This is a genomic window from Bombilactobacillus sp. ESL1097 (genome assembly GCF_058107205.1).
The window spans coordinates 45,858-72,722 of record NZ_JBYLUB010000001.1; the positions used below are offsets into that span (position 1 = coordinate 45,858).

At 38.6% G+C, this 26,865-nt stretch carries 23 protein-coding genes; 8 read left to right on the plus strand and 15 right to left on the minus strand.

The features are described from left to right. The first annotated feature begins 124 nt into the window (after window positions 1-124). Window positions 125-1,315 (plus strand): acetate/propionate family kinase, encoded by a 1,191-nt coding sequence (locus AC3B6D_RS00220; RefSeq protein WP_489756911.1) that lies wholly within the window; start codon window positions 125-127, stop codon window positions 1,313-1,315. Window positions 1,316-1,412: 97 nt separating this feature from the next. Here the strand turns inward: AC3B6D_RS00220 and AC3B6D_RS00225 are convergent, their stop codons facing one another. Next, entirely contained in the window at window positions 1,413-2,324 is a 912-nt protein-coding gene (locus AC3B6D_RS00225; RefSeq protein WP_489756912.1) for a 1,4-dihydroxy-2-naphthoate polyprenyltransferase, read from the minus strand. A 68-nt stretch (window positions 2,325-2,392) separates the two neighbouring features. On the opposite strand from AC3B6D_RS00225, the gene AC3B6D_RS00230 reads away from it, so the two are divergent. From AC3B6D_RS00230 to AC3B6D_RS00240, 3 genes are all read left to right on the plus strand, one after another. Then, window positions 2,393-3,361 (plus strand): polyprenyl synthetase family protein, encoded by a 969-nt coding sequence (locus AC3B6D_RS00230; protein ID WP_489774649.1) that lies wholly within the window; start codon window positions 2,393-2,395, stop codon window positions 3,359-3,361. A gap of 56 nt (window positions 3,362-3,417) precedes the next feature. Beyond that, window positions 3,418-3,858 (plus strand): MarR family transcriptional regulator, encoded by a 441-nt coding sequence (locus AC3B6D_RS00235; protein WP_489774650.1) that lies wholly within the window; start codon window positions 3,418-3,420, stop codon window positions 3,856-3,858. Window positions 3,859-3,937: 79 nt separating this feature from the next. Beyond that, window positions 3,938-4,534: a histidine phosphatase family protein gene (locus AC3B6D_RS00240; protein WP_489774651.1), complete on the plus strand. Its 597-nt coding sequence runs from the start codon at window positions 3,938-3,940 to the stop codon at window positions 4,532-4,534. 62 nt (window positions 4,535-4,596) lie between these two features. Here the strand turns inward: AC3B6D_RS00240 and AC3B6D_RS00245 are convergent, their stop codons facing one another. Further along, complete coding sequence (locus AC3B6D_RS00245) at window positions 4,597-4,806, minus strand: hypothetical protein (protein WP_489774652.1); 210 nt, start codon at window positions 4,804-4,806, stop codon at window positions 4,597-4,599. A gap of 130 nt (window positions 4,807-4,936) precedes the next feature. On the opposite strand from AC3B6D_RS00245, the gene AC3B6D_RS00250 reads away from it, so the two are divergent. Further along, window positions 4,937-5,389, plus strand: coding sequence for a MarR family winged helix-turn-helix transcriptional regulator (locus tag AC3B6D_RS00250; protein WP_489774653.1), 453 nt, complete (start codon window positions 4,937-4,939; stop codon window positions 5,387-5,389). Window positions 5,390-5,434: 45 nt separating this feature from the next. Further along, the gene (locus tag AC3B6D_RS00255; protein WP_489774654.1) at window positions 5,435-6,841 is read left to right on the plus strand and encodes an MDR family MFS transporter; all 1,407 of its coding nucleotides are present in this window, start codon (window positions 5,435-5,437) and stop codon (window positions 6,839-6,841) included. A gap of 95 nt (window positions 6,842-6,936) precedes the next feature. Here the strand turns inward: AC3B6D_RS00255 and AC3B6D_RS00260 are convergent, their stop codons facing one another. After that, on the minus strand, window positions 6,937-8,262 hold the full coding sequence (locus AC3B6D_RS00260) for a PTS sugar transporter subunit IIC (protein ID WP_489756918.1): 1,326 nt from the start codon (window positions 8,260-8,262) through the stop codon (window positions 6,937-6,939). Between the two features lie 169 nt (window positions 8,263-8,431). Between AC3B6D_RS00260 and AC3B6D_RS00265 the strand changes: the two genes are divergently transcribed. After that, window positions 8,432-9,124, plus strand: coding sequence for a GntR family transcriptional regulator (locus AC3B6D_RS00265; RefSeq protein WP_489756919.1), 693 nt, complete (start codon window positions 8,432-8,434; stop codon window positions 9,122-9,124). A gap of 61 nt (window positions 9,125-9,185) precedes the next feature. Here AC3B6D_RS00265 and AC3B6D_RS00270 read toward each other — a convergent pair whose 3' ends face one another. The 10 genes from AC3B6D_RS00270 to AC3B6D_RS00315 form a co-directional block, all read right to left on the minus strand. Beyond that, the gene (locus tag AC3B6D_RS00270; RefSeq protein WP_489756920.1) at window positions 9,186-10,385 is read right to left on the minus strand and encodes a NupC/NupG family nucleoside CNT transporter; all 1,200 of its coding nucleotides are present in this window, start codon (window positions 10,383-10,385) and stop codon (window positions 9,186-9,188) included. Window positions 10,386-10,768: 383 nt separating this feature from the next. Beyond that, a complete protein-coding gene (locus AC3B6D_RS00275; RefSeq protein ID WP_489769341.1) occupies window positions 10,769-12,067 on the minus strand; it encodes a pyrimidine-nucleoside phosphorylase in 1,299 nt (432 codons plus the stop codon). Between the two features lie 142 nt (window positions 12,068-12,209). After that, on the minus strand, window positions 12,210-13,157 hold the full coding sequence (locus AC3B6D_RS00280; RefSeq protein ID WP_489769340.1) for a sugar-binding transcriptional regulator: 948 nt from the start codon (window positions 13,155-13,157) through the stop codon (window positions 12,210-12,212). A 9-nt stretch (window positions 13,158-13,166) separates the two neighbouring features. After that, complete coding sequence (locus AC3B6D_RS00285) at window positions 13,167-14,354, minus strand: phosphopentomutase (protein WP_489774655.1); 1,188 nt, start codon at window positions 14,352-14,354, stop codon at window positions 13,167-13,169. Window positions 14,355-14,365: 11 nt separating this feature from the next. Beyond that, window positions 14,366-15,040 carry a deoxyribose-phosphate aldolase gene (deoC, locus tag AC3B6D_RS00290; protein ID WP_489774656.1) on the minus strand — a complete coding sequence of 225 codons (675 nt, stop codon included), beginning with the start codon at window positions 15,038-15,040 and terminating at the stop codon, window positions 14,366-14,368. 180 nt (window positions 15,041-15,220) lie between these two features. Further along, the gene (cydC, locus tag AC3B6D_RS00295) at window positions 15,221-16,945 is read right to left on the minus strand and encodes a thiol reductant ABC exporter subunit CydC (RefSeq protein WP_489774657.1); all 1,725 of its coding nucleotides are present in this window, start codon (window positions 16,943-16,945) and stop codon (window positions 15,221-15,223) included. Next, on the minus strand, window positions 16,945-18,675 hold the full coding sequence (gene cydD, locus AC3B6D_RS00300; protein WP_489756926.1) for a thiol reductant ABC exporter subunit CydD: 1,731 nt from the start codon (window positions 18,673-18,675) through the stop codon (window positions 16,945-16,947). The genes cydC and cydD overlap by 1 nt, the downstream gene beginning before the upstream one ends. Before the next feature lie 3 nt (window positions 18,676-18,678). Next, a complete protein-coding gene (cydB, locus tag AC3B6D_RS00305) occupies window positions 18,679-19,689 on the minus strand; it encodes a cytochrome d ubiquinol oxidase subunit II (protein WP_489774658.1) in 1,011 nt (336 codons plus the stop codon). Further along, window positions 19,689-21,152, minus strand: coding sequence for a cytochrome ubiquinol oxidase subunit I (locus AC3B6D_RS00310; RefSeq protein WP_489756928.1), 1,464 nt, complete (start codon window positions 21,150-21,152; stop codon window positions 19,689-19,691). The genes cydB and AC3B6D_RS00310 overlap by 1 nt, the downstream gene beginning before the upstream one ends. A gap of 327 nt (window positions 21,153-21,479) precedes the next feature. Then, window positions 21,480-22,322, minus strand: a complete 843-nt coding sequence (locus tag AC3B6D_RS00315; RefSeq protein ID WP_489756929.1) for a hypothetical protein — start codon at window positions 22,320-22,322, stop codon at window positions 21,480-21,482. Between the two features lie 275 nt (window positions 22,323-22,597). Here AC3B6D_RS00315 and AC3B6D_RS00320 point away from each other — a divergent pair, with 275 nt between their 5' ends. After that, complete coding sequence (locus AC3B6D_RS00320) at window positions 22,598-23,365, plus strand: pyrroline-5-carboxylate reductase family protein (protein ID WP_489774659.1); 768 nt, start codon at window positions 22,598-22,600, stop codon at window positions 23,363-23,365. 82 nt (window positions 23,366-23,447) lie between these two features. Here AC3B6D_RS00320 and AC3B6D_RS00325 read toward each other — a convergent pair whose 3' ends face one another. Both AC3B6D_RS00325 and AC3B6D_RS00330 read right to left on the minus strand, forming a co-directional pair. Then, a complete protein-coding gene (locus AC3B6D_RS00325; protein ID WP_489756931.1) occupies window positions 23,448-25,796 on the minus strand; it encodes an ABC transporter ATP-binding protein/permease in 2,349 nt (782 codons plus the stop codon). Window positions 25,797-25,993: 197 nt separating this feature from the next. Continuing rightward, complete coding sequence (locus AC3B6D_RS00330) at window positions 25,994-26,857, minus strand: NAD(P)-dependent oxidoreductase (protein ID WP_489774660.1); 864 nt, start codon at window positions 26,855-26,857, stop codon at window positions 25,994-25,996. Window positions 26,858-26,865: the final 8 nt, after the last annotated feature.

Sequence of the window (26,865 nt, forward strand, 5' to 3'; positions counted from 1 at the left end):
AATTTAGCGTTCTTAGCTGGCTGTTTGCGATTTTGTTCGCTAGCTAGGCTTTATTAACAACTTTTGTGCAACCGGTTTCTTTGAAGTATAATTAAGCCAACTAAGAAATTGGAGGCTGGATTTTATGTTAATAATGGCGGTCAATGCAGGTAGTTCGAGTTTGAAATGGCAGATTTATGATTTACCGAGTGAAAAAAAAGTAGCACAAGGAATGATCGATCGTCTAGGTAAAGTTGATGCAGTGTTTGAAGCAGAATATCAGGGCCACAAGTTTAAACAACAAGAAGCGATTACTAATCAACAAATTGCTGCTACCTTAATTTTAACACGTCTCAAAAGCTTGGGGATTGTGGAGCACTTAGAAGATATTAAAGGTGTCGGGCACCGGATTGTGTCAGGCGGTGAAAAATTTAAGCGTTCAACTAAAATAACCCCGTATGTTGCCCAAGAAATTGCTAATTTAGCCGAATTAGCGCCGCTACATAACGCGACGGAGGCTTATTATATTCAAGTTTTTGCCAAATTATTACCGCAAGCTACACAAGTGGCAGTGTTTGATACATCATTTTACACAACTCTAGCACCCGTCAATTATTTATATCCCTTAGAAATGAAATATTATCGTCAAGATCACATCCGAAAATATGGTGCGCATGGTACTAGTCACCGCTATGTCTTAGAGCAAGCCGCCCAATTATTACAAAAACCAGTTGCGCAAACCAATTTAATTACGTTGCATTTAGGTAGTGGTGCTTCGGTGACGGCCATTGAAAATGGGCAAGCCATTGATACTTCGATGGGCTTTACGCCTTTAGCCGGTGTAATGATGGGGACGAGAAGTGGTGATATTGACCCCTCGATCTTAGAGTACTTGATGAAAAAAGAACAGATTTCTGATATCTCGGAAGTGTTAGATATTTTAAATCATCATTCGGGTTTGCTCGGTGTTTCCGGATTGTCTAATGATAAACGGGATATTGATGAAGCGGCTGCACAAGGTAATCAACAAGCGCAATTGGCGCAACAAATGTTTATTAATCGGATTGTTAAATATGTAGGATCTTATTTAGCTTTACTAAATGAACAGCCAGACGCTTTGGTCTTTACGGCGGGGATTGGTGAAAATGATGCTGGAGTGCGTGCGGGTGTTTGTCAACAATTACAACATTTAGGAGTGCTGTTAGATCCGAAAGCCAATCAGGTGCGTGGCAAAACTGCTTTAATTAGTCAAAGTGCTTCACCCATTAAAGTTTTCGTGATTCCAACCAATGAAGAATTGATGATCGTGCGGGACACTTATCAATTAATTAAATAATCAAAAAATGGTATTGACAATTGATATAACTGTCGATACCATTTTTACTTTGTGTATTATGCGGTGCGCCCAAGAAATTAATCGCGATTACAAAAAACTAAGGAATAATTAAACCGATTCCTAAAGTGACGACTTGGGTGAAAGTCATGATAAATAAGTTTTGCACTGCTAGTTTAAAGGTTTGTTGTTTGACATGAACTACAAAGAATTGTCGGGTATTTTGGTAGACGACCGGAATGGTTAGCCAAGTCAGCATGACAAACCAGGGCAAATAATTCTTAATCACAGCGAGTAATAACAATAAATAACCAGCAATTAATAACAGTGCATATAACCAGAGACTGCTATTAACTCCTAGATAACGGACAATGGTATGACGTTTTAAATCTAAATCTTCTTGATAATCACAAATGTTATTAGCTAAAAGTAGGGAAGCAATCGCGCACATTGCTAGACTTGAGGCCAATAATATTGGTAAAATAAAAGACCAGTTAAGGCTGACTAATTGGTGTACGTTGAGCCAGACCGTGATGAAAAAGATCATAAAGCCCATCGTAAAGCCCGCAAATAATTCGCCTAAGGGTAAGGAGTTTAACGGCCACGGGCCACCAGCATAAAAAAATCCGACGGCAAAACAAAAGAGTCCCATAACTAGTAATAACCAGCCAACTCTGACTACTAACAATAAGCCAATTAAAGCTGCCACAACCATCAAGGAATAGTTGAGCCAACCAATTTTATGAATATTTAAATGATTAACTCCAATGACATTGGTTTTTTGGCGGAAGTTTTGGCCTTGATCATGATCAGCATTTTTGTAATCCCAATAGTTGTCGTTAATATCAACCGCCATATTAAATAACAACATGGCCACAAAAAAGAGAATGGTATTGAGCCAGTTCAGCTGCTGATAATGGTAAATGGTATAAAACACACCTAATAAAAAAGGAAACACACTCGCCGTTTTGGCTTTAATTTCAACTAATTCTAAAAAAACTTTTGGTTTCAAACTTTCAATAAACCTCACTTAATTTTTGATATACTATATAAAGATTATACATGAAAAGGTGCCTGTCAATGATTAACCCGATGTGGTCTGCAATTCCTGAATTGAAACAGCAATTGCAGGACGTTCAAAATTTTATTTTAAAACAAATTGATCCACTAGATCAAGCAATTGCTCAACCAATTCGCGAACAAGTGATTAGCGGTGGTAAAATGATTCGCCCCGCTTGCCTATTAATTTTTAGTGATTTTGGCGATGTGGCGTACCAAACAAAGATTCAAGCAGCTGCGGCCATGGAAGTTTTGCATATTGCCACTTTGATCCATGATGACGTCATTGATGATTCTAAGTTACGGCGCAATGTGGAAACTATCCAAGTTCACTTGGGAGATCGCAATGCGATTTATGCCGGCGATTATTTGATGACCGTCTATTTTGATTTAATCAGCCAGGTAGCAACTAATCAACAAGAAGTACAATTAAATGCGCGCGGTATGAAAAAAATTTTAAAAGGTGAACTAGATCAGTTACGGATTAATTATAACCCGCAAGCCACTGTGAAAATGTATTTGCGCGAAATTGCAGGTAAAACGGCGCAGTTAATTGAACTAAGTGCACAATTTGGCGCTGTTTTGGCGACAGATGATCCGACAATTATTCATCATGCCCGTTTTATCGGCCACAATATTGGCATGGCTTTTCAAATTGAAGATGATATTTTAGATTACCAAGGTCATAAGCAAACTGGCAAACCCCAATTAGAGGATTTAAAAAATGGTGTCTATTCCATTCCATTGATTTACGCTTTGCAGTTCGATAATGAATTGAAACAATTTTTAATGGATAAAAAGCAGTTAACGCCAGCGGAAATTACGGCTGTGGCGGACCGGGTTCGGACTTCGGGCGGTTTAAAAGCAGCACAACAGTTAGCCCAAAACTATTCCCAAAAAGCCTTGACTTTGATTGAAGATTTACCAACTAATCAATATAAAAAATACATTCGGTGGGTTACTAAAAAATTGTTAAAGCGGCAACAATAAATAAGTTGTGACCAAAAGTGGGTGGTAGTGTGTTGGCGAACAGAAAGGGGAAATGATTGGACTATTATAACTTGAGCAAGTTTATTGCCGGAATTTATCGTGGTTCGAAAAATGAGTGCAATAAACAATTGGATTGTTTAAAAATGCGGGCGACCGAAACCGATCTACTATTGTTTATTGATGAACATCCTAATTACAGGCAACAAGAAATTGCCCAAAAAATGGTCATGGATCCGAGCTTGTTGGCCCGTGATTTGCGAACTCTAGCCCAAAAGAATTATATTAAACGCCAATGCGACGCGGATGATCGCCGTGCTAAGCGCATTAATCTGACTAAGCGTGGGCAAAATCAAGTTTGCCAATTACGGCAAGTGATGAATGATTGGTGGCAACAACTGTTTGCGCAACATGATTTAGATGCAACGACTGTTTACCAAACTTTAGAAGCCGTCTATGATGCTATGACGACTGATAAAAATGATTCTACATGTTGTTAATTTAATACAGAGTTTCCTTAAATAAGCGGTATAATTTAATTAATCGTTTCCAACTTTTGAGGAAAGGAAATTGTTAATTATGTCAGAATTATATCTTATGCGTCACGGCGAAACTTTATTTAATCAAACTCATCGAATTCAAGGGGCTTGCGATTCGCCATTAACTCAGCAAGGTATTAGCCAAGCCAAAGAGGTGGGGCAATATTTCAAACAAGCAGGAATTACGTTTGATCATGCTTATTCGTCTACACAAGAACGGGCCAGTGATACTTTGGAGTGTGTCACCAGCCAACCATATCAGCGATTAAAGGGAATTAAAGAGTGGAACTTTGGCTTGTACGAAGGTGAAAGTGAACGATTAAATCCACCAATTGATCCGCAAGAACACTCTTATGGTGACTACTTTGTTTATTATGGTGGTGAATCAGTGGCGCAGGTCCAAGCACGGATGGATCAGACCTTGACCCACATTATGGAGCAACCTGATCATCATCGAGTTTTGGCAGTTAGTCACGGTGGCGCCTGCCATGCCTTTTTATTGAAGCATTGGCCGCAAGCTCAGGATATTGCCCAAATGCCATTATTGAAAAATTGTAATATTTTAAAATTTACTTATAACCAGCACCAATTTACGTTTGAAGAAGTGATTGATGCTCCAAGTTTACTCCACAAATAGTAATTAAAAATTCGTTTATTGAACAACGGGCCTAGCGGCAGTTGATTCAGTAAACGAATTTTTTAGGCAAGATTCAGAATGAATAATATACTGAAAATTAAACAGCAAACTCCAAAGTAGGTTCCTGAGTATAAGGCTAATGCCACAAAATGTGATGTACTGGCAGTGGCATACTTTTGAACACTTTTGAAGTGATTATGCACAGCAACAAATTCCCATAGTCCTAATAACAATAGAAAAATTCCAAATGCAGTTTCAAAAGTGAATTTCATTTTTAATCCCCCTCATAACTTGCCCAGTACTAGTTTAGCACTTTGGTAGGCAGTAAATTAATGCTCAAAAAAATTTTGCTTTTTTAAAAAAATGTAGTAAACTACCTTTTTGAAAAGGAGTTGTGGTTGAATGACTGCTGATTTATTACGGCAATTGGGTCCGCAGATTAAAGTAGCTAATACTTTAATTGAAAAAGAATTAAATAATCAAATCGCTAAACTCATTCCAGAACAAAACTTGACCGGTCCGCAGATTACATTGCTGGTTTATTTATATGAATCTAACGGTCGCACGATTACGCAACGCGAAGTGGCACAAAAGTTTGCTTTGAGTCACCCAACAATGCGGAGCATCGTCAAACGTTTGGAACAGGCCCAGTTAATTAATACGGGGCATTTGTCGAATGATCGCCGTCAAGTTAGTTTGTCGTTGACGCAGCAAGGGAGTGCTTTATTAGATCGGCATATTGTGGATATTCGCGTGACAATGAGTCGTGTTAATGATCAAATTATTGCCGGCTTAACGGAGAAGCAGCAGGCTCAATTAGCGAAAATTTTGACGCAGATCATTCAAAATTTCTAAATTTTACGTAAAAGTGTAGCTTGCTACAAAAAGGAGATAGCAAAATTGCAAACGACAGTTAAAAGTATTTCTGGAAAAAAACGAGCTTTAATGATGGCCGTGTTATTGTTTGGCTCTTTTGTGGCCTTGTTAGCTGAAACGTTCTTAAATAATGCTTTGCCCACTATTATGCGTGCGTTTCAGGTCAATCAAGCCACTGCGCAATGGTTAACGACTGCATACTTGTTAGTGGTGGGCTTAATGATTCCCATTTCGGCGTGGATTTTTGATTCTTTTAATTTGAAACAAAATTTTTTGACAATGATGGTAATCTTCTTTGTCGGTTCCATTGTCTGTCTAATGGCACCCAACTTTTGGGTTTTATTGACTGGACGCATTATTGAAGCCGTGGCGGCCGGGGGGTTAATGCCATTTATTCAAAATGTTATCTTGATGATGTTTCCCCCCGAAAAACGCGGCTTCGCCATGGGGATTACGGGATTCGTAATTGGCTTTGGTCCGGCGGTCGGGCCGACAATATCCGGTTTAATCTTGAAATACGCTGATTGGCAAATGTTATTTATTATTTTGAGTGTGACGAGTGCTTTAGTGGCCATTTTAGCGTTGTTTACGATTCAAAATCTAACTACGCCTAAGTTGCAGACAACTGATCTTTTATCCTTTATCGAATCAATTATTGGCTTTGGTTTATTGCTATATGCTTTATCCGAAATAGGCAATACGGGTAAAATTACGGTGAGTTTAGCAGTTATTTTCCTTATTGGAATTTTAGTCATTTATTTATTCTGTTGGCGCCAATTAAAAATGCAGGAACCACTATTAGATATTCACGTCTTTAAAAATTGGCGTTTTGACTTATGTACTATGTTAAGTACGATTAGTAATATTGCAATGGTGGGCATTGAATTAGTTCTGCCGTTGTATTTACAGACGACACGGCAAGAATCGGCCTTGATTGCGGGCTTAGTCATGATGCCGGGGGCTATTGTGATGATTATCTGTAATCCTATTTCGGGAACACTCTATGATAAACTTGGAATTAAGAAGTTAGCGTTCTTTGGCTTTGCCATGTTGTTGTTAGGTACTTTGCCCATGCTGTGGTTCAATACTCAGACAAGTTTAGTCTTGATTGGACTGTGCTATGCTGTTCGGATGGTGGGTATTTCCTTTACAATGATGACGACTTTTACTGCCGGTATCAATATGATTGAACCGCAGTTAACGGCTCATGCCAATGCTGCTTCATCGACGGTACGTCAAATCGGGGGTTCACTGGGAACAGCTTTAGCAATGTTGCTGGTGGCTTTGTCAGCTACGTTAAAGACTAGTGTCGGTCAAGTTCAGGCTACCGAAATTGGTTATCAATGGAGTTTTATTTTAATGATTGTGTTTGCCGTCATTGGCTTACTGGCCTCATTCTTTTTGCCCAGTGCGGCAGCTGAAAATAAATAATTTTATCGTGGGGATTCAAATAGTTGTTGTTCAGTTGAGTAAGCCAATAAAAAAAGAGCCGTTCGGGGCTCTTTTTTTTATAAGCTAAATTAATTTTAGTCTTCAGCAACGGATTTTTGTTCTTGTGCTAATAAAATGCTGTCATACTTTTTGGCGAATGGATAGTAAATAAAGAAGCTCATAATTAACATTAAGGTTTGCCAAACAGCTCCTTGCCAACCGCCGACAATTAAGCCGGAAATTATTGCTGGTGTGGTCCAAGGAACGTAGACTCCGTTGAAAGGTGGAATAATGCCGAGGGCAATGACAGCATAGGTTAATAGTCCTGAGATGACCGGTGTTAAAATAAAGGGAATTGCTAGCATGGGATTTAAAACAATCGGTAAACCAAACAAGATTGGTTCATTGATGTTAAATAAAGCTGGGACAATCTCCAATTTGCCTAAAGCTTTCATCTGGGCTGATTTGGCAAAAACAAACATGAAAACTACTAAACCAATGGTCATACCGGCACCAGTGACTGTTAAACATTGATCCATAAAAGATTGAGTGACAATGTGGGCACCATGAGCTAAAGATAATTTACCAGCTTTATACAAAGCCAAATTATCGGCATTATTTGATAATAATAATGGTCCCATAATCCCGCCAACAATCGTGGAGCCATGTACACCAAAGAACCATAAAAAGACTGGTAATAGAGAAATGACAATGACGCCTAACAAGCCATCAGTAGCGTGTTGCAGTGGAATCTGAATAACCTTATAAATCCATTCGGCTAAGGTAGTATTGAAGCCTAATTTGAAGATGCCATACACAACAGCCGCTAACGAAACAATGACGGCCGCCGGAATCAAAGCAGTAAAAGAACCTGCCACATTAGGGGGAACTTGTTCCGGCATTTTAATAGTAATATTTTTCTTCAAAAACCAGGAGTAAAGCCAACCAACAAAGAGTCCAACTAAGATAGCGATAATCATCCCTTGCCCGCCGAGCCAGTTTTTGTCAATGATCCCGGAAACTTGCCAAGCGGTGGATGTTTTATCGGGATGGGCGATACTAGTGACTTTAGTGATGGTACTAGGTTGTAAAATGATATCGACCGTGACCGCTAAGAGTCCAGCAGGTGCAGCATCAAAGCCTTCATCTTTGACCCAAGAATAGGCAATGCCGAAGACGGCAAACAAAGCCATGATGCCGAAGGAAGCATCACTTGCTTGCATGAACACAGCAGCAATACCAATTTTATTAAAATAATTTTGTAAGGCCTGAATTGGTGGTTGCCCTAGGATTAAAAAAATAGCGCCGATGATGATAAAGGGAATGGGATAAATCATTCCATCTTTAATCGCTTTGAGGGGCCTAGTATTGACGAATTTCATTACCGGTGGTAGTAACTTTTTGTTAATAAAGTCTTTCATATGTAACAACCTCCATTATTGTCAAAGTAAGATCAAGACTTAATCAATACCAATTTTCTGTTAAACTAGCAGTAAGGGCTTTCACAACTGTACACGTACAGTTTAAAACGCTAAATTAATTTTTGCAAGCGCTTTTTAAAATGATGATTAGATTATTAAGGAGGTTTCTATGCTTAAATATCAACAGTTAGCCCAACAACTAATTGCAATGATGCAACAAAATTCGTTGCCACAAGGTGCTAAATTGCCGAGCTTAAATGAGTTAAAAGCTACTTATCAGACGAGTAAGACTACAATTCTCAAAGCCTTAACAGAATTAGAACGAGCGGGCTTAATTTATCAAGTGCAAGGTAGTGGGACGTTTGTGCGTAAACCGCCTAAAGCTGGTTATCTGAACTTTTCTAAGACCAATCATGGTTGGACCAATGACTTGGAAGACAATCAATTAACGAATGCGGATGTGACTGTCAAAAAAATCTATCCCACAGTAGAGATCGCCCAATATTTACATTGTTCACAGAAAACGCCCGTGTATCAAGTCCAAAGAATCAAGCTAGCACAAGGCGTGATTTCGTGTTGGGAAACTTCATATTATAGTACTGAAGAGGTACCGTTTTTAAATGTTGCCATTGCGACCGGGTCTATCTTTCATTATTTGCAACAAGTTCATCAGATTAAAGTGGGTTTTTCGGATAAGTATTTTGCTGTACGGCCCTTAACAGAATTAGAAGCGCAAAAATTAGCTTTGGCTAAAACTAGTTTTGGCTTAGTCGTTCAAGAAGTGTTTTATTCAACTAGTGGGCGGATTTTTGATTATTCCCAAAATGTCTATAATTATCAAACCACCAAATTTTATTTATAAGACAACAAAAAACTCGCTTGTCAGTTCGAAGCGAGTTTTTAATGTTAGTGTATTGGTAGTCTTAGAAGTAAAGACCAACGATCGTTCCGGTTAAGATAGAAGCCAATGTAGCACCTAATAATAACTTCATGGAAAATTTAGCCACGAATGATCCTTGCTTAGCACTAATGGATTTAATTGCCCCGGTAATAATACCGATTACGCTAAAGTTTGCGAAGGAAATTAAATAGGAAGAAATAATGGCGACAGCCTTGGGACTTAAGACATGCACAATCTTATGCAATTGACCTAGGGCCACAAATTCATTCGTCAAGAGTTTGGTGGCCATTAAGCTACCAACTTGTTGGATATCTTTGCTCGGAACACCCATTAAGTACGCAATTGGCGAGAAGATATAACCCAAAATCTTGGTAAAACTGATATGGAAGATAACTGAACAAGTACTATTTAAGAAAGTTACTAAAGCGACAAAACCAATCAACATGGCCGCAACGGTAATAGCTAGATTAAAACCATCTTGAATATAATTACCGACAACTTGAAAGAAAGGTTCATGGGAAAGATTAGTTGTCGCGGAGTCGGCATTAATGGCTTTGTTTTCTTCATCAGAAACATCATAGGGATTGACGATGCAAGAAACAATCAACGCCGATAAAATGTTCAAGAAAACCGCAGTTACCACAAATTTACCAGGAACTAACTGCATGTAAGAAGCTAAGACCGCAGCCGAGACCGCACTCATGGCCGAAGCACAAATGGTATACAGCCGCTTTTCGTCAAGCTTGGGGATGACATCTTTAATGGTTAAGAAGACTTCCGGTTGTCCTAAAATAGCAGTGGAAACGGCAAAATAACTTTCCAGTTCACCCATGCCAGCTAATTTATTCAAAATAAAACCGGTCCATTTAATAATAAAGGGTAAGATTTTTAGATAATTTAAAATTCCTACTAAAGCGGAAATAAAGACAATCGGCATTAAAACATTTAAGAAGAAGACGGAAGCGCCTTTTTTGATAACTAAACCACCGAAAACAAAATTGATTCCGCCGGCGGCTTGAACCATTAACCAGTTGAAGAAACTGGAAATGGCTCCCATTGTTTTAATACCACCTGAAGTATTTAAACATAGGAAAGAAATGATTAATTGGAGGGCAAACATAATTCCCATTTTTTTGAATTTGATATGTTTGCGGTCACTACTGACTAACCAACCAACTATCAAAACGAGTAAAATTCCGGTTAACAAGAAAACAAATCGCATAATTTTCACCTTTCTGAATTGTGAATATGGTAATGGATCTGATCTGTATAAAGATTGTAAAATCACACTCAATAGTTAAGATTTTAAATTTATAAGTAATACTTGCATCCTTAACTAAGATGGCTACTGGTCGCAGTGTGATCTTGCGCTCCAAAAGCTAAAAGCTTACGTTTAACTACAACTAAGAACTCAAGTCAAAGCCCGACTTAAGTCCTTAGTCTAGGTTAATCCTCAGCTTTAAATCGGCCTTTGTCGCAGTGGTTAAGCGCTCCAAGTAGCAACAGTTTGCGTCTAGCTACGCTAAAGATCTCAAGTTTAAAGACCAAAACTTAAGTCCTTTATCTAGGCTATATTCCACTGCTGAACGTTACTTGTCGCAGTATTTAATCAATAATTTTGTAAATCATTGGGTTCTTATCAGCATGATCGGCCACGGTGATGTTTTGATACAATAAATCTTTGATATCATCGACATTTTCCCGATTACTGTAAATAGTTAACAATGATTCACCTGCTTGAATAGCGTCACCGACTTTTTTGTGTAGTTCAATACCGACACTGTAATCTAATTGATCTTCTGCTTTTTGGCGACCACCACCGAGCATCATGCTAGCAATGCCAACTTCGTCGGCTTTTATTTGAGCCACAACACCGCTTTGTTGGGCTGGTAATTCAATCTTATATTGCGCTTGGGGCATGATGGAATAGTCATCAACAACGCGCTCATCGCCACCTTGAGCTTTAATCATTGCTTTAAAGCGCTCTAAAGCTTTGCCGGAACTAATAGCATCTTCGAGTAATTTCCGGGCTTCAGCAGCATCTTTGGCTTTGCCGCCTAAAACAACCATGTAACTACCTAAAGTTAGCATTAATTCAGTAACATCTGCGGGGCCTTGGCCCTTTAAGACATCAATAGATTCTTCGATTTCCAAAGAATTACCAATTTTGTAACCGAGTGGTTGATTCATGTCGGAAATTACAGCCATACATTGCATGCCCACACCTTTGCCAATAGAAACTAAAGCTTTAGCTAAAGCAATGGAGTCGTCTAAGGTCTTCATAAAAGCGCCTGATCCTGTTTTGACATCAATAACTAAGGCATCAGTACCAGAGGCAATCTTTTTACTCATAATGGAACTGGCAATGAGCGGAATTGAATCAACGGTATCGGTTACATCCCGCAAAGCATAAATTTTCTTATCAGCCGGAGCAATGTTACCGGTGGCGCCAATAATGGCTAACTTTTCGGCAGCGACTTGCTTGATAAAGTCTTGTTCGCTGATTTCTACTTTGTAGCCCGGGATCGCTTCCAACTTATCTAATGTTCCACCAGTATGGCCTAAACCGCGTCCAGAGATCATAGGCACTGGAATACCAGTGGCGGCTACGACTGCGGCTAATGGTAAGCTGATTTTATCGCCCACACCACCAGTAGAATGCTTATCAACTTTGATACCTGGAATTTCGGACAGATCCAAATGATCGCCCGATTCCATCATTTTCATGGTCAGAGTTGACCGTTCTTGAGCTGTCATGTCTTGGAAATAGATTGCCATCAATAAGGCACTAGTTTGATAATCAGGAATAGTGCCATCACAAACGCCATCAATGAAGAATTGAATTTCTTCAGCAGTTAATTCTTTTCCGTTGCGTTTGTTATCAATAATATCGACCATTCTCATGAGTCATACACTCCTTTGGATTTATAAAATTAGAAAGCGAAGATTTAATTAATCTTGTTTTAAGAAAACGCTTACTATTAGTACCTTAAAGACTACCTTTGCTAGCATTAAAGCAGCAACTACGGGTAATCTTTAAGAAAAATTATTCATAATCAATCAAGTTCTGGGCTAAAGGTACATCTAAAATTGCAATATTGGCGTAATGTGCTTTTAAAACCGCATGCACAGCTGCAGTTTTTTGTAAGCCACTGGCCACGACAATCGAGCTTTCTTTTTGTCCTAAAGCCTGCGCCTCAATCCCAACAGTGCGTTGATTGAGTTCTTGATTAATAATTTGTCCATCATTATCAATAAAACGGGAAACAATATCACCCACAGCTTTAGTTTGAATTTCTGTCTTTTGGGCTTGAGTTAAATAGCCTAAATTGAAGAGCAATGAATTACTGCTTGCGGTCCCAACACTAAACAGCGCAATATTAGCTTGTTGCCCTAGATCGAGGATTTGTTTAATAAAACGATCTTGTTCCACTAATTCTTTGGTTGTTTTGCTATCAAAAATAGTGGGTAGGGGCAGGTATTGAGCCCGAGTTTGAAACGCTTGCGCTAGCTCATTAATACTCTCATAGGCATAAGTTTTCTCATGGCTAAAACTAAAGCCACCTTTTAATTGCACCGTTTTGACACCGGGAGTCGTTTGTTCGGCTAAATTGGTGGTGACGGCGTGCACCGTTTTGCCCCAACCAATGCCGATGATGTCATTGGGTTTGACTAAATTGGTTAAAAAGTTAGCTGCATAAGCACCAACGCTATCAAGGTTCGATGCTTGCCCGGCATAATGTGACGGGACAATTTCAATTTGAGCACGATATTTTTGCGATAAAATATCGCCTAAATCCGAATAATTAATAAAGGGATTTTCAATTTGAATTTTTACTAAACCAGATTCGCGCGCTAATTGCAATAAACGCGAAATTGTTGGACGTGACAGCTGCATTTTATTGGCAATGGTTGTTTGACTGAGATTCTCTTCGTAATAAAGCTGTGCCACAATTAAAGCTTGTTTTAACTTAGTTTCACCGTTATTTGTCATAGTTAGCCTTTATTGAAGTTGGTTTAAGAAGCTCGTACCTTTATCGTTGGTGTTAATGTTGAAGTTTTCAGCAACCGTCGCACCAAAATCGCTAAAGGTTGTCCGAGTACCTAAACTAGCTGGATTTTTCATACTTGGTGAGTAAACGAGTAGGGGTACTAATTCACGTGTATGATCGGTACCTTTATAAGTTGGGTCATTGCCGTGATCAGCAGTAATGATTAAAAGATCATCATCATGCATTTGCTCTAAAACATGACCTAATCTGTGGTCAAAGTCCATCAAAGCATCACCATCACCTTGCGCGTTACGCCGGTGGCCATACATCGCATCAAAGTCAACGAGGTTGGTAAAGCAGAAGCCGGTAAAGTCTTGTTGCATAACCTTGTCTAAATGATCCATACCGTCCATGTTACTTTCGTTATGATAACCTTCACCAATCCCGTCGCCACTGAAAATATCGTTAATTTTGCCAATGCCGATAGTTGTTACATTATTATCTTGCAAATAATTTAAGGTGGTTTTAGCTGATGGCTTCAAGGTAAAGTCATGCCGATTAGCAGTCCGTGTAAAGTGATCTTTGTCAGGTCCAACGTAAGGCCGCGCAATGATTCGACCAACAGTATATTCAGGACCGTTAACTAAACTACGTGCATATTCACAAATCCGATATAATTCATCAACAGGAATTACATCTTCATGAGCGGCAATTTGTAAAACGGAATCACCAGAAGTATAGATGATTAAATCACCAGTCTTCATTTGTTGTTCGCCTAATTCAGCAATAATTTTGGTACCAGATTCTGGTCGGTTACCAATAATTTTCCGACCGGAAAATTCAGCAATTTTATTCAATAAGTCATCTGGAAAACCATTCGGGAAGAAAGATAATTCTGTCATAACTGGTAATTGCATCATTTCCCAATGACCATCCATACTGTCTTTACCCACAGAAACTTCTTGCATATTACCGTAGTAACCAATTGGTTGCTCAGCTTTAGGTACACCCAAGATTGCTTCTTGACGTTGGTTAGAAAGGCCAAGCTTTTGTAAGTTAGGTAATTTCAATTCACCTTTGAAGTATTCACCGATGTGACCTAAGGTGTCTGAGCCAACGTCATCGAAGTTGGCGGCATCATGCGCTTCACCAGTACCAATGGAATCTAAAACAATGCCAAAAATTCTCTTATAAGCCATTTTGTTCTCCTTTACTTTTTAGCGCCTTCTAAAATCTTAACAGTTGCACTAACACCTAAGCGACTAGCACCGGCTTCGATCATGCCCATAGCTTCTTCATAACTGTGGATGCCACCAGAAGCCTTCACGCCTAAACGATCGCCCACAGTTTCGCGCATTAATTTCACATCTGCTTCTTTAGCACCAGCAGAACTAAAACCAGTTGAAGTTTTAACAAAATCAGCTTGCGCTTGTTCTGATAATTGTGAAGCTTTGACGACTTGTTCGTCATTTAAGAATGATGTTTCGATGATGACTTTCAATAATTTGTTTTCAGCATGAACTGCTTCTGCAACGCTTTGAATATCAGCTTTGACAGCGTCGTAATTGCCGCCCACCAATTCACCAACATTGATGACCATGTCTAATTCATCAGCGCCATCTGCCATGGCGTGCTTTGCTTCAAAAACTTTAGTAGCTGTGCTGGTAGCGCCCAATGGGAAACCAACAACCACGCAAGTATTAATATCAGTACCAGCTAATTGTTCATGTACTAGTTTGGCCCAGTAAGCATTCACACAAACAGAAGCTGTTTGGTAATGTTTAGCTTCCTCGCAAGTCTTTAAAATATCTTCTTTAGTAGCGTTTGGATTCAACAGTGTGTGATCCAAATATTTAGCCAACTCCGCTTGATTAAGTTCTTTCATTGATTGAAACCCCTTTCTCTAATTCCAATTTAAATTATATAGTTTATTTGACAAATGTAAAGCTATTTTTTGAAATTATGTTCAAATGACCATGTGTTTTAAGCAAAAAAAGGACTAATTCTGGTTACATATCAGAATTAGTCCTGCGTATAAAATTTTAGCTTGCTGTAATTTTTAAAGTTAGAAGCCACGATCCATGCGATAAAGTTCTTGGAAATGGTGGTTATTAGCGGCTAAATCTTTGGGATTACCTTGCATTTTAATTTGACCTTGGTCTAAAAAGACCACTTGGTCAACGTGATTAATGCCTTGTAAATGGTGGGTAACCCAAATGATGGTTTTGTCTTTTAAAACTTCAAAAATAGTTTTTAATAAATCATTTTCGGTAATGGGATCTAAACCAACCGTTGGTTCATCAAGTAGCACAATTGGCGCATCTTGCAATAAAATGCGGGCTAGCGTGATGCGTTGTTGTTCACCACCGGAAAAGCGTGCGCCCGCTTCGCGTACGGATGTTTCGTAGCCTTGGGGTAATTGCTCAATTAAATTAGTTAATTGAACAGCATCTAAGGCGGCTTTCACCTCAGCATTCGATTTTGTTTCGTTACCAAGGCGCACATTATTTAAAATAGACGTATTAAATAAAAATGGTTGTTGGTTGAGAAAAGAGAACAATTGTTTTTGTTCGTCTTGAAGTGCTCGCACATTGATCCCGTTTAAAGTAACTTGACCCTTTTGGGGAGTTAAGTCCCCGTTGATTAATTGTAGTAGGGTCGTTTTACCGGTACCACTAGGCCCAATTAAAGCCACCTTTTGTCCCCGTTGAATGGTTTGATTGAAGTCTGTCAAAAGGATTGGAGAATCTGCATCATATTCAAATTGCAAATTTTCTAATTTTAAAGTTTGAAAATCTGTCGCAGATAATTTTTGTTGCGGTGGTAATTGTTGCAGGGTGGGATGAAGATTATTGAGACGTTTAATCGAATCTTTATAAACCGGATATTCTTCAAATCCCTGACTAATTGGCACAATGGCCTCACCAATTGGAGCAACTGCCAAGACAAAGGCTGCCGTGTAGTTAGCTCGCATTTGCGTATTAGTGAAGTGCAAATTGGTGAAAATAATCATGGCTAGAAAAATTAGTACTAGAATGACTTGCAGATAGAAATCCCGTTGCCAACGAAAATGTTTACTCTTTAATTTGGAACTGTTTAATTGCGCAATAGTCTGGGTAGTTGTTTGTTGAAAGTCTTGTTTGCGTCCAGATAAAATCCAATCATTAGCCCCCAAAATATTATCGGTTAACTGAGTATATAACTGATCAGTTAACGCTTTTTGGTGACTACGACGTGCGGCTTCAATTGCGGTTGAAGCTAAAGGTACAACCAAAATTTCGAGTAACAATAAAATGGCGGTGATAATGGCAAACCATAAGTCAAAATAGCCAATACCAATGGTGACAAAAATAGCTAAAAGGATCCCCACAACAGTGGGAAAAACCGTTCGCAGATACAGGTTTTGTAAATGATCAATATCTTCGGATAATAAGCCCAGCAGATTACCACTGCGATATTTTTCATTAAAGAAAGCCGCATCTTTTTCCACTGTTTTATACAGGCGAGTTCGCAAATCGGAGGTGACTTTTAAAACCCAATTATGACTTTTTAAACGTTCGAGATATTTAAAAGTCGGGCGGCCGATTCCAAAAGCACGTGTTAACAAAATGGCCGGATAGATCATTAAAATATTGTACGGATGAGTGGCCGAGCGATCAATGGTATAACCAGAGGCAAACATTAAGGCGCCACCACAGAAAATTGTCAGAAAGCCTAAGAATAAGGCTGTAGCTAAAAGAAATTTATATTGTTTCAGGTAAGGTTTAACCCAAGTATCGTGCTTCCACATTATAGATCACCTCGCATTTGGAAAGTTAGATCAGCAAAGGGGCCACTCGTTTCTTGTTGTAGTTGTTCAATTGGTCCTTGTTCCACAATTTGGCCGTGATCTAAGACAATGACATAGTCCATTTGTTGGAGCCAATGCAAACGATGCGTAGCAAAAATAACTAAGTGTTGGTCAAATAAAGGCAACATGGTTTGCTTGAGACGATATTCCGTTTCAATATCTAAATGGGCCGTTGGTTCATCTAACAGAATAATGCGGCGCTGTTGGGCCAAAAAGGCCCGTGCTAACATGATTCTTTGGGCTTGACCGCCGGAAATGCCCCGGCCGCCTTCACCAACAGGAGTATTTAATCCCTGCGGTAAACTCGCAATAAAGTCGGTTAAACCGGCCTGCTGGGATGCTAGTTGAACCTGTTCATCAGTGGCCTCAGGTTGATAAAAGCGAATATTGTTGGCAATTGTGTCACTAAACAAATACGGCTTTTGCGGTAAATAGGTTATTTGTTTTTGCCAATTAGTTTGGGACAAATGTGGTAAAGCTTGATCATTAAGCTGGATTTGTCCGTTATTCGGAGTGAGAAAACCACCTAAAGTATCTAAGAGGGTGGTTTTGCCAGCGCCAGATTTGCCGATAATGGCGATTTTTTGATAACCATGGAGGTTTAAATTAATGTCGTGGAGATTAACCAACTGGTTTTGGGTATCATATTGAAAGTTTAGATGGGACACTTTTAACGTGCTTTGTTCATTCCAAGTAAAGTTAGTTACGAGCTGTTGATCGCTGACCACGGGTTGATCTAATAATTCAGTGGCTGCAGTGAAGGCATTAGCCCCATCTAAGGTGGCATGATAATCATTGGAGAAATTTCGTAATGGTAAGAAGTACTCCGGTGCTAACACTAAGGTTACCAGGGCAGGGTATAACGGAATTGAGCCCTTGATTAAAGCTAAACCTAAAAAGACGGCTAATAAAGCAATGGAGAGCGTGGTAAACCAATCTAGAGCAAAAGTCGATAAAATAGCAATGCGCAAAGTACTCATTGTTTTTTTACGATAATTTTCACTAACGGTTTGGATATTATGCGCATAATCTTTACTTAAACCGAGCATTTTCAGGGTAGTCAAGCCGCGTAAAGCATCCAAAAAATGATTCGACAGCACCACATATTCATTATATTGCGCGTCAGCCTTGTCTTGAGCCGCGTAGCCTAAAATAATCATAAATAAAATAATGACAGGAAAAACTAACAGCAAAATAATTCCGGATGTCCGGTTTTGGAAAAAGATATAAATTAAGATAATCCATGGAATGATCATCATGTCCATAAACTTGGTCAAAATCAAATTAAAATAATTATTAACTTTATCCATTCCGTCGAGTGTTTCGGTGACTAAGTTGCCCGAACCGGCTGTGGAAATAAAGTCGGGCCCCGTTTGATAAATTTTGTCTAAAATATCTTGGCGTAAGTTTTCGGTTGTCTGAGTGGCAAAGTGATCTAGCAGAATATTCTTTAACCAGACCAGCAAGTGGCGAATTAAAAAGGCAATTACAAAGCCGATTGTGGGCTTGAGTAATGCGTGTAAATGCAATTGCCGCCAAGAAAAAACTAAGGCCTGTGTGAGGAAGCTAGCTTGTAATAAAATCATAAATGCTTGCAAGACGGTTAGTCCTGCAAGCATTACGAATAGTGATTTAACTTTGGGTAATTTGAATAAACGTTTATCAATCATAAATTAATTGGTCGCTTTCCCAGATGGTACCCGTTTTTTAAAGATATAGTAAGACCAAGTAAAGTAGATTAAAACAATCGGCAGTAAAATGCAGACTACAATAGTCATAATCGTTAAAGCTGCGGGTGAAGAGGAAGCATTTTTAATTAAAATGCTATTGGCAGGGTTAGTCGCAATCATGACCCGTGGGAATAAACCGTTAAAGATTAAGATCACTACAAAGGCTAAGGATAAGCCACTGCCAAGTAAACTCCAGACTTCATGATCTTTGTACGTTCCCCAAGTCCCGATGATAGACATCAAAACGATGAGTAAGGTAATTAAAGTACTAGAAACAGGTTTATTAGTGAAGAAGTCTGTTTGGAAAATTACTAGTAAGGCAAAGACAACTTCACCAACGAACAAAATAGGATAGAGATAGCGATTAAGATTACGTGCCCGTTCTCTTAAAATGCCCGTTGTGGTTAGTCGTGTATAGTTTAAGCCGTGAATTAAAGACATCAAGACGCCTGCAATTCCACCAACTAATGATAACCAGTTAATAATATCAAAGAAACCAGCGTGCATATCGCCTTGCGCATTGATTGGCACACCTTGAATCATGCTGAAGAAAATAATACATAACATTAAAGGTGCGACTAAGCTACCAAAGACAAAGACGTTATACCAAAGGTGCCGCCCACGCTTGGTTTCGGCATGTTCCGCAAATTCAAAGGAAACACCCCGTAGAATTAATCCGACTAAGACTAATAAGAACATGATGTAATAGCCAGAGAACAAACTCGCATACCACATTGGAAATGAAGCAAACATGGCGCCACCGGCTGTAACCAGCCAAGTTTCATTGACTACCCAGTGGGGGCCAATAATGCGCAACATAGTTTGTTTTTCCTCATCAGTGCGCGCGATAATACCAGAAGCCATGCCCACACCAAAATCAAAACCTTCTAAAAAGAAAAAGCCAACAAAGAGCACACAGATTAAAATAAACCAAATAAATTGTAAGGCAGTCATTAGTCAAAGGCCTCCTTTGCAAAAGGATCCGCAGTTACAGTGTCTTGTTGTGTAGCACTAGGTCCATCAATTGCACTTAAACCATGATGCAATGTTTGCCGTGAGTAATAAATCATAACTCCACCCAAGACGGTAAACAAAACAAGATAAATAATATTACTAAATAATAACTCACCAGCTGTTGTTGATGGTGAAACAGCATCTGCAATAGTGTACAATCCATAAACAATCCATGGATAGCGACCTAATTCGGTAATTAACCAACCACAAGTATTGGCGATGAATGGACACCACATTACGAAACCTAAGATATATAAGAACCAACGTTGATTTTCAATCATGTCATGCTTTTTACGCATCAAGAACAAGCCAACGATGGAAACTAAAGCAAACAAAGCGCCAAAACCAGCCATGACCCGGAAACTCCAGAAAATAGCGGTCGTTGGAATATAGAAGTTTTTAATATTGCGAATACTCTTACTCTTATTATGAGCAAATTTTTGTTTTAATTCTTTGTTAATCGTGTTCATACCTTTAACGGAGCCTTCAGGCTTATGATAAGCTAATAAACTCAACATATAAGGTACGGAGATTTCGTGATTAACTTTATGATCTTTAGTATCAAAAGTAGCGACGATCTTCCAAGAAGCTGGGGAACTAGTATCTTTATATTCGCCTTCTGTAGCAGCAAATTTCATTGGTTGGTCTTGAATAATTTGTTGGGTTTGATAATCACCAGCAACCATGACGCCAATAGAAGCCACTAAACTGAACCATAAACCGAAATGTAAGGACTTTTTGAAGAAAGCACGATCTTTTTGCTTCCGAATTAAGCCCCAAGCACTCATTCCCACGATAACTAAAGCGGCAGTAGCAAAAGCACCTAAAATAACGTGGGGGAACACCCGCCACAATTGAGGATTACCAACAATACTACCAAAATCGGTCATTTGAGCATGATGTGTTTTACCGTTGATAGTAAAACCGGTAGGATGTTGCATAAAACTGTTAGCAGTTAAAATCCAAATAGCTGATAACATGGTACCAATGGAAGTTAACCAAATAAATAAGGCGTGAATTCCGGGCTTGAAACGATCCCAAGTAAACATCCAAACGCCAAGAAAAGTCGATTCCAAGAAAAAGGCCAATAAAGCTTCAATCGCCAGAGGAGCACCGAAAATATCGCCCATGAAGCGAGAATAGTTGGACCAATTCATTCCAAACTGGAATTCTTGGATTAACCCGGTCACAATGCCGACCGCAAAACTGAGCAAAAATATTTTGCCCCAGAATTGGGCCATTTTTTTATAAATTTCCTGCTTCTTAATTGCATAAATGGTTTCCATAATTGAAACTAAAAAACCCATTCCAATTGAAAACGGTACAAAAAAGAAGTGGAAAATCGTTGTTATCGCAAATTGTAATCTTGCTAATGATAACAATGACAAACTCAAAGTTAACATGAATTTCACACTCCTTAAATTATGTAAAATTAATTACATTAATCCATAACTTACCAACTATTACTTTACCACAAAACGAACAAGAAAAACGCTTTTTTGGCTAAAAATGCTTTTTAAAATATCGCTTAAATAAAAATTAAAGCAGTCTTTTTTTAATTTTTTAAAACAAAAAAGAAACGACAACTTAGTTGTCGTTTCTTGGAGGAGTAAGGATGTGAATACAATTTATATGTTGTAGCAACCTATCGGTTATCTACACTAATAATAGTATTCATTAATTATGATGAAAATGTGAAGAAAAAGTGGTAAAAGTTAGTTTTTTGAAAATTAGGGTTTGTTTTTGGTTTTAAAGCGACGATGTTTATTGGTTGGAGCTGGTGGAACGGAGTTTTGGGTCGGTTGATAATAGTTATTAGCATAATTATTATCAAATGACGGATTAGGTTGTTGTGGTGCTGGGTTGGGGTTTTGTGCCATAGGATTAGCTTGATTGGGTGCAAAGTTTTGCTGTGGCTGATTGAATTGATTATTATTCATTTCAGGATTATTCATCGGTTGCGGTTGGTTAGGATTTTGATAGTTGTTCGGTGCCATTGGTGGCTGTTGAAAGTTAGGATTAGAATTTGGTTGATAATTATTGGGAGCTTGATAGTTATTATTGACCGGTTGTTGATAATTATTCGGCATTTGCTGCTGATTGTTGACAAAATTATTTTGATCCGTGTAACCGTTATTCGTAGGATTTTGATAATTGTTATTATTGTTATCGTAAGAACTATTGCTATAAGCATTACCGTATTCATCAACGGCTGGTGTAAAGAAGAAGCGAACGATCAGATTGGCAATGACCATGACCGTCCCAATGCCAATACCAACCCAAGACCAAATCATAATCCCAGGAAAACTTAAAGCATTAAAAATGCCCATCACGCCACCTAAAATGAGAATAATAAAGCTGGTAATGGCTGGTACAATGCTGGTACTAGCATTGCAAACAATGTAAATAATTCCAGCAATTAAATATGATAAGGCTACTAGGACACTAGCGGTACTACCTAAGTCAGCGTAACCCATTAATGCTTGAATAAAACTATCAAATTTAAATTGAATCACAATTACAATGGCTAAGATAATGGTAATAATCCCGGTAATTAGCCTTGCTATTTTCATAAGAAAAAAACCTCCAGCATAATTTAAACATTGAATAAGAGTTAGAACTAATAAGAATTTTATCTAAATTAGAACAAAGTCAATATAGAATAGTTCAAAATTTTATTGCCTTTTTTAAAACTAATACAAATACTCTAAGTTTTTTGTTTGAATTAGATCAACTTGTTGTACTTGTTTAGTTTAGCTAATTGCATTTTACCGCAAACTGTGGTTTGAAACCAATAATTTATTAATAAACTATTCTGTTGTACAATGAAAAAAATTGAGGTGATTAAATGAAAATTGGACTTGTAGGTGCTGGCCGAATTGGCAGTGCGATGATTAAAGGATTATTGAAAGCGGGCATTAGTCCCCAACAGATTATCGTTAAGGGTGGACGGCACCAAACGGCAGCTAAGTTAATTGCGCAGTATCAGTTGGGAGCGGCGCAAAGTGTATCAGAATTGTTGGATTGTGAAGTTATTTTATTAGCGATTCCAGCACCAGCGGTGCCAGCAGTGATTCAAGAGTTAAGTCAAGATTATGAGGGAATGATTGTTTCAGTTTCTGGTGGTGATTTAACACAAATTAATCAATCATTAACCGGGGCAGCTGGTTTTGCCAAGGCAGTACCTAATACGGCAGTGGAAATTGCCCAGGGAATAATTGCTGTGAGCTTTCAAGAACAAGAAACGGCGGCTCATCAAGAGCTGGTGACCAATTTATTTAATAAACTAGGTCAAGTGTACGTGGTTCCTGAACAGCAGTTGAGTATTTATGGTACGATTGCCGGTTGTACACCAGCGTTAATGGCGGTAATGATGGATGCTTTAAGTGATGCTGGAGTGTATTACGGCATGAAACGTGAAGATAGTCATCAAATTATCTTACAGATGTTGCAAGGCACAGTCCAATTAGTGCAAAATCAGCAACTAGACTTTGAAGCTTTAAAGGATTACTCAGCTACTCCTGGTGGTTCCACGATTCGCGGAGTGGCCGCTTTAGAAGAAAACGGCTTTCGCGGAGCTTTGATTAAAGCGATTAAGGCTTGCGAAGAAGGTTAGTGTTTGAACAAATCTTATATTTATAAAAAAAGAGGTTGGATTTTAAATTTCCAACCTCTTTTTTACATACAATTAATAACTATTATTCTGATCTTAAGGCCGTGGCCGCATCTTTTTTGGAAGCCATGCGGGCCGGAATATGACCACCTAAGACAGTTAAGATGGTGCTGACAATAATTAAGACAATCGCATGGAGCGGATTTAATTTAGCAACGTGACTTAAACCGGTCATATTTTCTAAAATAACGTTGGCAGGGAAAGTTAAGAGCCAAGCAATGATAACACCTAAAATTCCGGAACCAATGCCTAAAATAGTAGTTTCAGCATCAAAAACGCGCGTAATATCTTTCTTACGAGCTCCTAAAGCTCTTAAAACTCCAATTTCTTTGGTTCGTTCAATAACGGAAGTATAAGTGATGATGGCAATCATAATCATGGAAGTAACTAAGGAAATGGCCGCAAATCCAATTAACACGTAAGTGATAGCGTCCATTAAACCACCGGTAATGCTGGTGATGTTGCCCGCTAAGTCTACATACATAACTTGATTAGCTTTACTCTTATGCTTATTATATTTGTCTAAATAAGCGGTGATTTTGTTTTTCTCTTTAAAGTTATTGGGATAAATTTGAATCGAATTAGGCGTATCGGTAGCTCCTAGAGCAGTCAGAGTTAAAGCACCTTCCATACCTTTTAATGGTGTACCGGTGATCACATTATTCTTACTCTGCTTTTGAGCTAGCGCAATGTGCGAATTCTTATTGATGTTAATGACTTCTTTAGTCAAACGGTCAGAATAGGCAATCCCACTCGATAATAAACCGTCAGAATTTTTAGAAGTAGTTCGTAAAATACCGACAATCTTCAAGTTAATAGTGTCATGAGCCGTGGCCATTTGGCTGTAATCTTTACTAGGGACAAAATTGCCAGTTGGTAATTGCTGGTAAAAATTGTTATTCGCAATGACTTGAATGTTAGTATTCAATAATTGTTGTGGTTGAATGTGCTGTTGATCTTTGAATGAAAAACCAAGATTTTTCAACGCATCTAAGTTCAGATTATTTTTCTTATCAGTAATCAGAACAATTTCGTGATTATTGGTAGGGTATTTACCAGCTAAAACGCGATAATTTTTCTTGAGGAAACTTTGTTGATTATTGCGATCAACGGGGTAAACACTGCCACCAATACCTAAGTTAGAAGTAACCATGCTTTGCGCATTGCTAGATTCGGAACTGCTGATATTAGTTGTGGCAAAAGATACCGGCCGGTATTGGCCGTGCACTTTGCGAATTAAATTTAAGCCGGTCGTATAGGTATAAGCAATATTTTTACTATCAGACTTTTTGATCTTGCGAATATAATTTAAATATTTGGGCGTGATTTTATTCAAATGTTGGGCAGAAGTTAACTGATTAGCTTGTGCTTTCAGCTGTTTGCCTGAAGCAAACTTTTGACTACCAGTGCTACCAGAACTGTCGCTTTTTTGCATTTGCTTTTGATCCGCTGTAACTTGAGAAATGGTAATTGGAAATTGCGATAAAGTTTCCGATTGGGTGGCGTCGATTTGTTTTTGAAAACCATTCGATAAAGCTAACACGACACCAATACTAATAATACCGATACTGGACGCCAAAATAGTAAGGAAAGTGCGGCCTTTTTTAGTTTTGATATTGGTAAATGATAGTTTTAACGCCGTCCAAAAACTCATCTTAGTACGTACGGGATTAAAGTGTGGTTGTTCATCCGGTTCTTGATAAGGATTAGAATCGTTTTGAATTTGACCATCGGAAAATTCAATAATGCGATCAGAATATTGGTGTGCCAAATCGGGATTATGCGTCACCATAATGACTAATCGTTCTTTGGATAAGTCTTGAATTAACTGCATAATTTCGTTACTGGTCTTAGTATCTAAGGCCCCCGTTGGTTCATCAGCTAATAAAATCTGGGGATCATTCGCCAGGGCCCGCGCAATGGCAACACGTTGTAATTGTCCACCAGATAATTGACTGGGCTTTTTAGATAGATGTTCTTTTAAGCCGACACGTTCCAATGCTTGTTGGGCTTTTTGTTTCTTTTCAGCGTTCGAAACGCCACTCAAAGTCATTCCTAAACTGACGTTATCTAAAATACTTAAATGACTGATGATGTTGTAATTCTGAAAAATAAAACCGACGGTATTATTACGATAAGCATCCCAATCATCTTCTTTAAAAGTTTTGGTTGACTTACCGTCAATAATTAAGTCACCAGAATCGTAATGATCAAGGCCACCGATAATGTTTAGCATCGTGGTTTTACCGGAACCGGAAGGTCCGAGGATCGAAACAAATTCTTTAGAACGAAAGGCAACAGAGACGTCATCTAATGCTTTGGTGGTCGTATCGCCGACTGTGAAGTACTTTTTAATATGTTGCAGTTTCAGCATGGTTCTCTCCTAATTTCAAAAATTCATTAATTATGAGCTCATTTTAACGCTTTTTGAAAATGAAAACTATCATGTTTTTAATTAAAAAGAAATAATCAAAAAAAACTTTCAATTCACCAGCAAGTAAATTACTCGTGAATTGAAAGTTAATCTAGATTTTTAGTTGAAAGTAATTATTCAGTTATTGGATGAAGTGTTTAATCCCACCAAAGCTTGATTAAGCCTTGAGTACCTAAATCACCATCGTGCTTTTGGTCAACTAGTTGTTCGTATAGTTCTTTGGCTTGTTTAGTGGCAGGCAAGTTCAAGTGCATTTCGTCAGCAGTGTCTAACGCAATCCGCAAATCTTTTAAGAAATGTTTACTGAAAAAGCCTGGAGTATAATCGCCTTTTAATACCCGAGGACCATAGTTTTCTAGACTCCAATTAGCTGCACTACCACCACTGACTGTTTTGAGCACGTCTTGTAAATCCAAGCCCGCGGCTTTAGAGTAAACAAACATTTCAGTCATACCAGTCATGGTACCGGCAATCATAATTTGGTTAGCCATCTTGGTATTTTGCCCGGCTCCTGCCGGACCAAACAGGTTAACTTGACCGCTAAAATCAGGGAATAAAGCCTTAATTTGGTCATAGACTTCGCGGCGGCCACCAACCATCACGGTTAAAGTCCCATTTTTGGCACCAATATCGCCACCAGAAACGGGGGCGTCTAAAACTTTCGCGCCCAATTTTTCGCCGCTAGCTGCCAGTTTTTGTGCTAACTGCGGTTTTGAAGTTGTTAAATCAATTAAGAATTTATCATGGACATCAGCACTAAAAATGCCGTTATCGCCGTAATAAACCTGCTCAACATCTTGAGGAAAACCGACCATAGTCAAAATGACGTCGCTTTGTTCAACGACTTTTTGGGGATTATCTTCCCAAGTAGCGCCCTGTTGTACGAGATTGTCAGTTTTAGATTTTGTACGATTGTACACCCAAAGTTGATGGCCCGCTTTTAAAAGATTCACAGCAACTGCATTTCCCATTACGCCTGTACCGATCAAACCAATTTTCATTTCTATGA

Bases quoted from the DNA above. Each gene is read 5' to 3' on its own strand.
- AC3B6D_RS00280 (WP_489769340.1), bottom strand. From the start codon at position 13,157: ATGACAAATAACGGTGAAACTAAGTTAAAACAAGCTTTAATTGTGGCA.
- AC3B6D_RS00265 (WP_489756919.1), top strand. From the start codon at position 8,432: ATGCTTAAATATCAACAGTTAGCCCAACAACTAATTGCAATGATGCAA.
- AC3B6D_RS00315 (WP_489756929.1), bottom strand. From the start codon at position 22,322: ATGAAAATAGCAAGGCTAATTACCGGGATTATTACCATTATCTTAGCC.
- AC3B6D_RS00285 (WP_489774655.1), bottom strand. From the start codon at position 14,354: ATGGCTTATAAGAGAATTTTTGGCATTGTTTTAGATTCCATTGGTACT.
- cydB (WP_489774658.1), bottom strand. From the start codon at position 19,689: ATGACTGCCTTACAATTTATTTGGTTTATTTTAATCTGTGTGCTCTTT.
- AC3B6D_RS00240 (WP_489774651.1), top strand. From the start codon at position 3,938: ATGTCAGAATTATATCTTATGCGTCACGGCGAAACTTTATTTAATCAA.
- cydC (WP_489774657.1), bottom strand. From the start codon at position 16,945: ATGTGGAAGCACGATACTTGGGTTAAACCTTACCTGAAACAATATAAA.
- AC3B6D_RS00275 (WP_489769341.1), bottom strand. From the start codon at position 12,067: ATGAGAATGGTCGATATTATTGATAACAAACGCAACGGAAAAGAATTA.
- cydD (WP_489756926.1), bottom strand. From the start codon at position 18,675: ATGATTGATAAACGTTTATTCAAATTACCCAAAGTTAAATCACTATTC.
- AC3B6D_RS00310 (WP_489756928.1), bottom strand. From the start codon at position 21,152: ATGTTAACTTTGAGTTTGTCATTGTTATCATTAGCAAGATTACAATTT.
- AC3B6D_RS00250 (WP_489774653.1), top strand. From the start codon at position 4,937: ATGACTGCTGATTTATTACGGCAATTGGGTCCGCAGATTAAAGTAGCT.
- AC3B6D_RS00245 (WP_489774652.1), bottom strand. From the start codon at position 4,806: ATGAAATTCACTTTTGAAACTGCATTTGGAATTTTTCTATTGTTATTA.
- AC3B6D_RS00320 (WP_489774659.1), top strand. From the start codon at position 22,598: ATGAAAATTGGACTTGTAGGTGCTGGCCGAATTGGCAGTGCGATGATT.
- AC3B6D_RS00270 (WP_489756920.1), bottom strand. From the start codon at position 10,385: ATGCGATTTGTTTTCTTGTTAACCGGAATTTTACTCGTTTTGATAGTT.
- AC3B6D_RS00330 (WP_489774660.1), bottom strand. From the start codon at position 26,857: ATGAAAATTGGTTTGATCGGTACAGGCGTAATGGGAAATGCAGTTGCT.
- AC3B6D_RS00220 (WP_489756911.1), top strand. From the start codon at position 125: ATGTTAATAATGGCGGTCAATGCAGGTAGTTCGAGTTTGAAATGGCAG.
- deoC (WP_489774656.1), bottom strand. From the start codon at position 15,040: ATGAAAGAACTTAATCAAGCGGAGTTGGCTAAATATTTGGATCACACA.
- AC3B6D_RS00230 (WP_489774649.1), top strand. From the start codon at position 2,393: ATGATTAACCCGATGTGGTCTGCAATTCCTGAATTGAAACAGCAATTG.
- AC3B6D_RS00325 (WP_489756931.1), bottom strand. From the start codon at position 25,796: ATGCTGAAACTGCAACATATTAAAAAGTACTTCACAGTCGGCGATACG.
- AC3B6D_RS00260 (WP_489756918.1), bottom strand. From the start codon at position 8,262: ATGAAAGACTTTATTAACAAAAAGTTACTACCACCGGTAATGAAATTC.